Annotated in this window: 7 protein-coding genes; 6 read left to right on the top strand and 1 reads right to left on the bottom strand. The window is 45.2% G+C overall.

From position 1 onward, the window contains the following. The 4 genes from V7Q33_RS05775 to V7Q33_RS05790 form a co-directional block, all read left to right on the top strand. Nucleotides 1–1,116: T9SS type A sorting domain-containing protein (locus V7Q33_RS05775; RefSeq protein WP_333819188.1), on the top strand; the 1,116-nt coding region annotated here is incomplete at its 5' end. A 154-nt stretch (nucleotides 1,117–1,270) separates the two neighbouring features. After that, a complete protein-coding gene (locus V7Q33_RS05780) occupies nucleotides 1,271–3,013 on the top strand; it encodes a glycoside hydrolase family 9 protein (RefSeq protein WP_333819189.1) in 1,743 nt (580 codons plus the stop codon). 101 nt (nucleotides 3,014–3,114) lie between these two features. Continuing rightward, complete coding sequence (locus V7Q33_RS05785) at nucleotides 3,115–3,915, top strand: alpha/beta fold hydrolase (RefSeq protein ID WP_333819190.1); 801 nt, start codon at nucleotides 3,115–3,117, stop codon at nucleotides 3,913–3,915. A 2-nt stretch (nucleotides 3,916–3,917) separates the two neighbouring features. Further along, a complete protein-coding gene (locus V7Q33_RS05790) occupies nucleotides 3,918–6,707 on the top strand; it encodes a glycoside hydrolase family 2 protein (protein WP_333819191.1) in 2,790 nt (929 codons plus the stop codon). 86 nt (nucleotides 6,708–6,793) lie between these two features. On the opposite strand, the gene V7Q33_RS05795 is transcribed toward V7Q33_RS05790, so the two are convergent. After that, entirely contained in the window at nucleotides 6,794–7,237 is a 444-nt protein-coding gene (locus tag V7Q33_RS05795) for a peptidylprolyl isomerase (protein WP_331980711.1), read from the bottom strand. Nucleotides 7,238–7,796: 559 nt separating this feature from the next. Between V7Q33_RS05795 and V7Q33_RS05800 the strand changes: the two genes are divergently transcribed. Beyond that, entirely contained in the window at nucleotides 7,797–8,192 is a 396-nt protein-coding gene (locus V7Q33_RS05800; protein WP_331980713.1) for a hypothetical protein, read from the top strand. Nucleotides 8,193–8,246: 54 nt separating this feature from the next. Next, nucleotides 8,247–9,797: a GAF domain-containing protein gene (locus V7Q33_RS05805; RefSeq protein WP_333819192.1), complete on the top strand. Its 1,551-nt coding sequence runs from the start codon at nucleotides 8,247–8,249 to the stop codon at nucleotides 9,795–9,797. Nucleotides 9,798–10,058: the final 261 nt, after the last annotated feature.

Genomic DNA, 10,058 nt, shown 5'->3' on the forward strand with positions numbered 1-10,058 from the left:
GAACCCGCAAGCTGGGCAACTGCAACTGATAAAACATGGAATACGGGGGTATTTCAGAAGTCCGGCAACACACCTGATTTCTATATCATACATAGCTACTATACACCCTACCAGACAAATTCCACAGCCGCGCAGATATTCAGTAGCGCTTCTACGGTAACAACAGATATGATGAACTACGTTACCAACGCGATGACCACCGCGGGCGTTACTACGAAACCGGTGGCCCTTACAGAATGGAATATATTTGCCGAAGGCTCCAAACAACAAGTGTCGTTCATCAACGGTATGCATGCAGCGTTGGTGTTGGGTGAGTTGATCAGAAATAAGTATGGCGAAGCCAGCCGGTGGGATCTCGCCAACGCGTGGAGTGATGGAAACGACCACGGTATGTTCAGTCAGGGCGATGAACCTGACAATGGTACCAAGTGGAATCCGCGACCGGTGTTTTACTATATGTATTATTTTCAGAAATACTTTGGCAACTATATGGTAAATGCTACTGTATCCGGTTCGGGAAGCAGTGATGTAGTAGCGTATGCCTCCAAATTCGATTCAGGCCAATCGGGCATTGTGCTCATTAACAAAGGAACATCCGGGCAAACCGTAAATATTAACCTGCAGAACTTTGGTTATGGCGATCGTTACTATATATATACTTTAACCGGGGGAACCGACAACGGTGAGTTTTCCAGAAAGGTGTATGTAAATGGTGCAGGTACAACGCTGGCGTCAGGCGGCCCGGCAAATGTGGAGGCCGTGAAGGCAAAAGCAGCTGTTATTGGCAGCGGTGTTCGGGTAACCGCTCCAGCGCGTTCTGTAAGCTATATATTGGTGGAGAGTGGAGAGAATACGATTATGGCTACGGAATCAGATGAAGGTACTGTAATACATATTTACCCGAATCCGGCACCCAATGCATTTACATTGGAACTGTCTTCTGCAGGATTTTCGCGCATGGAAATAACCGATGTGCAAGGCAGAAACGTAATGAACAGCAGCCTTGATCCTTCGAAGAAAACATTCCAGGTACAAACATCGCTTCATCCCGGCCTTTATTTTATTCGTCTGGTCAATAGCAAAGACACACTTCGTACCCGGTTAATGATTAAATAAGTCTTGACTTTCGGTTTCATCATCCCGCTAACGATATATCTTTGGAGCCGGTGATAAACAATATTTTCCTGAAAACTACTTTTTGTACTCTTTGCAAAGAGACAACGAGTAGCTTTCCGGAAATTTGATAATGAAACAGTCTATATAAACAGCCATGCAAAAAGAAGTATTCGTTTTTGTGCTAATAGTAATAACGGCTTGTAATGTTCAGTCACAACGGAAAGAGAAATTGTCACCAGATGATATCCGTCTTAACCAGATTGGTTATTATCCAACCGCGCCTAAGTCGGCCGTTATCATAGGGGAAACCCCCACCACATTTTTAATTACAACACCCGATGGCAGGAAAGTTTTCGAAGGACAGTTAAGTGAGATACGAAAATCAAAATTCTCCGATAAGAAAACACGCATAGCTGATTTCTCGGCATTCACCACACCCGGTAATTATACTTTGGTAGTACCTGGCGTGGGCACATCGTATCCTTTTGAAATTCGTGCGCATGTTCACGATGCTGTAGCGAAGGGAGCTGCCAAAGGTTTCTACTATCAAAGATTATCAACCGACCTTCCTGAAAAATATGCAGGCAAGTGGCATCGTGCAGCAGGAGAGCCGGATGACAAAGTATTGATCCATCCTTCAGCAGCATCAGCCAATCGCCCGGAAGGCACTGTAATCTCCTCACCCCGCGGATGGCTGGATGCGGGCGATTATAATAAATATATAGTAAACAGCGGCATTACCATGGGAACCCTGCTCTCCCTATACGAAGATTTTCCGGAGTATGTGAAGACTATATCACTCAATATACCCGAGAGCAATAACACCGTACCCGACCTGCTTGATGAAGCACTCTGGAACTTACGCTGGATGCTAACCATGCAAGACCCTGGCGATGGTGGCGTATATCACAAGCTCACCAATACAACGTTCGATCGAATGATCATGCCCGACAAAGCGACCCGTACCCGGTACGTTGTGCAGAAAGGAACCGCTGCAACACTCGACTTCGCTGCAGTAACTGCCCAAGCCGCACGCATCTTCCGCGCGTATGATAAAGAATTGCCTGGCCTGGCCGATTCGTGTTTAACAGCAGCAGCCCAAGCGTGGCAGTGGGCAAAGAAGAATCCATCGATTGTATATGATCAGGATGCGATGAATAGAGCATTTGAACCCGATGTTACTACCGGCGGATATGGCGATCGCGATTTGACAGACGAGTTTGTATGGGCTGCTGCTGAACTATATGCCACCACACAGGATGCTCAATATATAGCGGCTGTAACTTTACTTCCACGCAACGCAACACCGCTGCCCGCGTGGGCGCAAGTGCGTTTGCTCGGCTACTATACACTGATACGAAATGAATTAACATTGCCCGAAGCTCATGATAAGATTGAAACCCTGAAACAAAGTATCGTACATTTTGCAGATAGCCTCATCAGCGGTGTTGATACACGTGCATTCAATGTAGTGATGGGCGGATCAGCGCGCGACTATATCTGGGGCAGTTCATCCGTAGCCGCCAATCAGGGTATAGTGCTCATCCAGGCGTATCGCATTACACGCGACAAAAAGTATTTGAACTATGCGTTGTCCAATCTTGATTTCCTGATGGGTAAAAACGGAACCGGATATTCGTTCCTTACCGGCTTTGGCGATAAATCCACCATGCATCCGCACCATCGCCCGTCCATTGCCGATGGTATAGCTGAGCCTGTGCCTGGATTGCTGGCAGGAGGACCGAACCCCGGTATGCAGGATAAATGCAAGTATTCTTCATCCGTACCAGACGAAGCGTATTCTGATACAGATTGTTCGTATGCATCAAATGAAATTGCTATCAATTGGAATGCTCCTTTCGTGTATCTTGTATGGGCAATTGAAGCGACTGAGTAGTTGCCGTTAGCCATTAGCCGTTATCGGTTACACGTTAATCGTATAACAGATCACAATTAACGGATAACGATTAACGTGTAACGATTAACGCTTATGTAATTATGAAAAAGATACTATACTTCCTGTACGTCATGCTGCCTTGCTGTGGTTTTAGCCAACAGGTAAAAGATTCTGTTAAATTCTATACTTCGTTTGATGGTGTAAAGATTCACTATGAAGTGCAGGGCTTTGGTGAACCGGTGCTGCTGGTGCATGGATTTATAGTGGATGGTGAATCGTGGAAGCGGACAGCACTTTATAATGATCTGCTGGTGGCAGGTTTTAAAGTGATCACGCTCGACATGCGCGGCAATGGATTATCCGATAAGCCGCACACACCGGAAGCATACGAGAACGATGCAGAGGCACGCGACATTATGGGGTTGCTCACCAGGCTGGGTGTCAGGAAATATAGCGTGGTAGGATATTCGCGGGGTTCTATCATCACGGCAAGGCTACTGGTGCTCGATAAGCGTGTGGATCGTGCTGTACTGGGCGGAATGGGGTTGGATTTTACAAATCCGGAATGGCCCAGAAGAATTATGTTCTACAAGGCATTGATGGGAGAAGATATACCCGATCTGCAAGGTGCAGTAAAGTATGTGCAAGACAGCAAGCTCGATCAGCTTGCGTTGGCCTACCTGCAAAAAGCACAACCTTCCACCAGCGTAGAAGCGCTCAAGGCGATCAGCAACCCGATACTCGTTATTTGTGGCGATCGCGATGAAGACAACGGCTCATCGCAGACGCTGGCTTCTGTTTTTCCCAATGCCATGTATAAACGTGTGCCGGGCGATCATAACAACACCGCCAGATCACAGGCATTTGCCGATGAAGTAAAGTCATTCCTCAAAAAGAAATAAATATGTATATCATTCGCCGAGCCTGTGCGCTAATCGTTATTCTTTTTACCATGAACCTTCAGGCACAGCAAAAGACTGTGCAGACCGAGCAATACTATTTGTCGGGAACGGATAAAGACCATACGGTATTGTGGGATTTCTTTTGTACCAAAGGTCGTAACGCTGGCAAGTGGACAACGATACCCGTGCCTTCCAACTGGGAGCTGCAAGGCTTTGGTGAATATACCTATGGCCGTGGTCCGAAAAAGATAGGTGAACAGGGACTCTATAAATATACCTTCACCGCGTCCAAGGCATGGAAAGGAAAGAATATCTTCCTTGTATTTGAAGGTTCCATGACAGACACCGAAGTAAAAGTGAATGGTAAATTGGCCGGCCCGGTACATCAGGGTGGATTCTATCAATTTCGATACGATGTAACTTCGCTGATAAAGCCAGGCGCTGCAAATGTACTGGAAGTGAAGGTAAGCAAAGTTTCGGCCGATCAATCTGTATACCGTGCTGAATCGGATGGCGACTTCTGGGTTTTTGGCGGTATATACCGGCCGGTATACCTGGAGATCAAGCCATCATCCTATATTGAACGCGTGGCGATTGATGCAAAGGCGGACGGCACTTTTCGCGTGGATGTATTTACCGGCAATGTCTCCCCGGGATCTGCCATGGATGTTCAGATTCAACAATTGAATGGTGACAAGGTGGGCAGTATATTTTCAACATCAGTCAATACAGCGGAGGGAAGAACTTCGCTTTCGCAGGCGTTCTCATCCATTCGTACATGGACCCCGGAATTCCCAAACCTCTATGAGGCTGTTATTTCTTTGCGCGATAAGAGCGGTTTGATACACACCGTACACCAACGTTTCGGCTTTCGCACGGTGGAGGTTCGAAGGCATGATGGTATATATGTCAATGGTAAAAAGGTACTTTTCAAAGGCGTCAACCGTCATAGCTTTTGGCCCGAGAGTGGTCGCACGTTGAGTAAGGCGATCAGCATAGAAGATGTAAACCTGATGAAGGACATGAATATGAATGCGGTGCGCATGTCGCATTATCCGCCCGATCAACATTTTCTGGATGTATGCGACTCACTCGGACTATTCGTGTTGGACGAGCTCACCGGCTGGCAAGCCAGGTATGATACAGAACCCGGAAGGAAATTAGTGAGAGAACTGGTAGTGCGCGATGTAAATCATCCCAGCATCGTGTTGTGGGCCAATGGTAATGAAGGTGGATGGAACACTGCCCTGGACGATGACTTTTCGAAGTATGATATACAACAACGATTTGTATATCATCCCTGGGAGAAATTCCGTGGCACCGATACCAAACATTACCCAGACTATAATTATGTTACCAATTCTGTGCTTTACGGAAATGAAATATACTTTCCAACCGAGTTTATGCATGGCTTGTATGATGGCGGCCATGCGGCAGGGCTTGACGATTTCTGGAATGCGATGATGGCGCACCCTTTTGGTGCCGGCGGATTTCTTTGGGCATTGCTCGATGAAGGTGTTGTGCGCCACGATAAAGGCGACAGCATCGATACCAACAGCAACAGTGGCCCCGATGGTATTGTTGGCCCGTATCGCGAAAAGGAGGGAAGCTACTTTGCCGTGAAAGAGATCTGGTCACCGGTATATATAGCAAAACGATCGTTGCCCGAAACATTTGATGGCCGGCTGGAAGTAGAGAACCGCTATATCTATACAAACCTCAATCAATGTACATTTCAATGGAAACTGATGTCTGCAACTTCACCATTTTTAAAGAATATAACAGCAACCGTAAATGCTACCGGAACAGCAAAGCAATTAAATCTGGAGCCAAAAGCTAAAGGTATATTGGAACTATCGCTACCTGCCGATTGGCGCAACAGCGATATACTATCACTAACAGCCATCGACCCGCATCAACGTGAAATATACACATGGTCATGGCCTATACATTCTCCCGTGGAGATTAATGCAGAGTACTTGACTTCCGCTAGTGCGGCCGCAATACAGGTAAGTGAAAGCACTGGCTCACTCGTCATAGCTTCGGATGGTATTCAATATTTCTTTGACACCAGAACAGGCTATCTTTCGAAGGTGGTTACGCCCGCAGGTGTTGTTCCGCTATCGAATGGCCCGGTGCAGGCAGGTGTAGCTCACAGGCTAAAGCAGTTTAATCACCGGAAGGAAGGCGATACCTATATTATAGAACCGGTATATGAAGGCGAATCGACCTTTATGGTGAAGTGGACATTCTCATCCGGTAAACCCGCCCGACTTGATTACGGCTACAGCCAGAAAGGCGAAGCCGATTTTATGGGCATATCATTTCAATTGCCGGAAGAAAATATCACTGGTATGAAGTGGCTGGGTCGCGGGCCTTACCGCGTGTGGAAGAATCGCACGCAGGGCATGCCGTTTGGCGTGTGGGAGAAGAAGTATAACAACACCGTTACTGGTGAAAGCTGGAACTACCCGGAGTTTAAAGGGTATCATGCCGGTATATATTGGGTGCAGGTGCAGACGAAGTCCGCGCCATTTACAGTATATATAGCAAATGAAAATATATTCTTCCAGATGCTAAAACCGCTGCGACCCAAAGGTGCTTACAACGAATTTACAAATCCACCTTTCCCGGAAGGTGATATAAGTTTTTTGCAGGCCATTGCGCCAATAGGTACCAAGTTTCAGGATGCGAAAGTAATGGGCCCGCAAAGCCAGAAAAACATCATGATGAACTATACACCCATACAGGGAACGTTGTGGTTCGATTTCAAGACTTCTGTTGAAAAGTAACGTGTTGGGTATCATCCGCGGTGTATATCAAAAAAAGCCCATAGCGCTGGCTATGGGCTTTTTTGCTGGTTGTGAATGCTGTACGATTATGCTACCACATCTTTGATAACAACTTTCTCCATCACATCGCCCTGGCGTATCTGATCGATCACGTCCAGGCCTTCGTATACTTTTCCGAATACAGTATGGTTGCGATCCAGATGTTTGGTGTTGTCGCGGTTGTGGCAGATAAAGAATTGTGAGCCTCCGGTGTTTCTTCCGGCATGCGCCATGGAAAGTACACCACGATCGTGATATTGATTGTCGCCTGTTAACTCGCAATCAATGTGATAGCCAGGCCCGCCATTGCCAATGCCGTTGGGACATCCACCTTGAATTACGAAGTTCGGAATAACGCGATGGAACGTAAGTCCGTTGTAAAAACCTTTCTCTGCCAGCGTAATAAAATTCTTCACGGTGTTGGGGGCGTCTTTTTCGAAGAAACGGATTTTCATCACGCCTTTTTTTGTATGGATTTCTGCTTCTTTCATATTTTTTTCAATTGGCCCACAAGATAGTAAAAATAGTTTCATTAGGCATTTTGAGGCTACTTGCTGAGAATGAGCATGTTCGAAAAATAAGGCAATAAGACAAACATCTTTTTGTTTCTACTTCATGAAAAAATCACACGCAACGATTGGGCTAGCATACCCCACTCCTGTATAAGGAAGTGAACGGATGAACAGATGCTCTTCAAAAAAGTATTTTTTCATATCTCTTAAGAATGTATTTACTCATATACTGAATGGCGCCTCCGTAAATACACGGAGGCGTTTCTTTGTGACAAGACATACAATTCGGAGTTGTTTTTTAAAATCAGTATAAATCTTACAATCATGATGCGGTGGTATTTTAAGCCCAATGCCCCTTTTATCCATTTCAGACTTTTGTAGCGGATATATGCTTTCCGGGATGGCGCAATTCGAAAATGGTAAGGTGGTGGCTGATGTAACTTCTGCAATTTCCGGAACACACAGACACCCTCATTGGATAAAAGCCATTGGGAAAATGTAGTGTCCTTAAGTCTATCCGTAAAAATTGAAACCTTATATGCAGGTATATTTTGACACAGATTATGCAGTGATCGCCTATGACGAAGGTTGTGGTGTACTTACTGGTTCTGCAAAAACACAACTCCTGTCGCTGGAGTTGAGAGAGTATATGTATGCCTTTCTTTCGGCCATGCTATACTTTAAAGCTGACAAGGCTTTGATTGATACCGAGAAAATTAATGCACTCCAACCTTTGGACAAGAAGTGGATATCTGCAAAATGGCTCAATAAAGTAATGAAGGGTGAGCATCCGTATGCGGCCATTATGTTGCCCAATGGTATTTATCCGCAGATGACACTGGAAGCCACCATGACTGAGACCGTAAGTGAAATGGTTTTTTCGCATTTCAACAATACCGAAGAAGCTATCGCCTGGCTAACGAGCAGTAAATAAACGGATATGTTTCTTATCATGAGTAAACATGTAATAGATTAACAAAAAGGCCCAATGAAAAAAATAATTAAATATCTCAAAGACAACATAGTTACCGTGCTGGTAAGTGCGGTGTCAACTTTGCTTGTGATCAATATTGCTTTCATGTATCAGAACAAAGAAACTATTGAAAGGAATAACATTGTCAAGGTGAATGCCGAAGATATGATAAAGGACGTAGGCATGCTTACCAATTTTTTAAAAGACGTGGATCTGGGTGTGAGAGCTTATGGTATTACCAAAAATCAGGATATGCTAGGTCCCGCCAAGACTTCAGAACATTATTTCTTTACGCACATCAAGGATATAGAAGAACGACTTGCCGGAGAAGGTTACGATATATCCGGTTTGGAAGATGTCAGTAACTTGTTTCGTGGATATCTCGATTTCTCCCATAAGATGGTTGAGCAGGTGGACCTTGATAGCATGAATACATTTAAGAGCATGATGGCAGAGGATCGCGGGCTTGCTGTCTGGAAACGTATGATGGATGTGGTGTTACAAGTGATGGACTATGAAAAAGAAAAAAGCAAGGGTGCAGAAGAAAGCTATAATGCAGCGGTAAGGAATAATCTATACCTGGAACTCTTTATAATCGTGCTGGCGCTTCCAACACTGGCTTTTATTGTTATTAAGATCAAGCGCGATAACCAGGGAAGACAGAAACTGTTGGCAGAGCTCGAAGCGAATAACCGGAAGTATATATTTAACCCGGGCGCCGAAGTTCAATTTAATAACCAGCAGGCCATGATTGAGCACTCCATTCTTAACCTTCAACAGGCCAGTGAATTTATCGAGCACATTTCCGATGGAGACTATGAAGCTGAGTGGAAAGGTCTGAACGAGGAAAATAAAGTTGTTAACGAAACCAATCTTGCCGGCAGACTTACACGCATGCGTGATCAGCTGAAACACATGAAGCACGAAGAAGAAGCACGCTTGTGGAGTAACGAAGGGCTGACGCGGATATCCGAGATTGTAAGAAATAATCAGAATGACTTTACGGTGTTGTCGAACGAAGTAATTCGATTCCTGACAAAATATATGGATGCCCAGCAGGGCGGATTGTTTGTTCTCAAGAATGATGCAAACGATAAATACCTGGAGCTTGCTGCCTGTCATGCTTACGACCGAAAGAAATTTGTGGAGCGTAAAATTCCGCTCGGAGTTGGTTTGCTGGGGCAAACATTTCTTGAAGGAGAAACAACCATGCTCACAAAACTTCCGCAGGGCTATACCTATATCACATCCGGAATGGGAGAGGCCACACCAGGATGCCTGCTGATCGTTCCTATGAAATACAACGACATTACAGAGGCTGTTGTTGAGATAGCCGGACTTGATGTGTTCGATAAACACCAGATTGCTTTTATGGAGAAAGCCGGAGAGTTTGTTGCCTCGGCATTACAGGGAGCTCGAACCACTGAAGAGATGAAACACCTGCTGGAAACCTCGCAGCGACAGGCCGCAGACATGCGCGCTACAGAAGAAGAATTGCGCCAGAATGTAGAGGAGCTGATGGCAACACGCGAAGCCCTGGAACGCAAACTGTCAGAAGCAGCATAACAACTACCTTTTTTGATTTCACAACATGCCAGCTATCCCTCGTCTTATGAAGTCAAAGTATCGGGCATCACGAATAACAAATAACGATTAACCAATAATAAGTAACGATAAAGACTAACAGTTACAGTAGAGCCTTATGAACAAAATCAAAAACTACCTTAGAGACAACATCATTACATCATTAGTAATGGTAGTGTTAGCGTTGCTGGTAATCAATATTGGTTTCATGTATAAGAACAAAGAGACCATTGAAGAGACCAA

This window comes from Ohtaekwangia sp., from assembly GCF_036786105.1.
Taxonomy (GTDB): Bacteria; Bacteroidota; Bacteroidia; order Cytophagales; family Cyclobacteriaceae; genus Ohtaekwangia.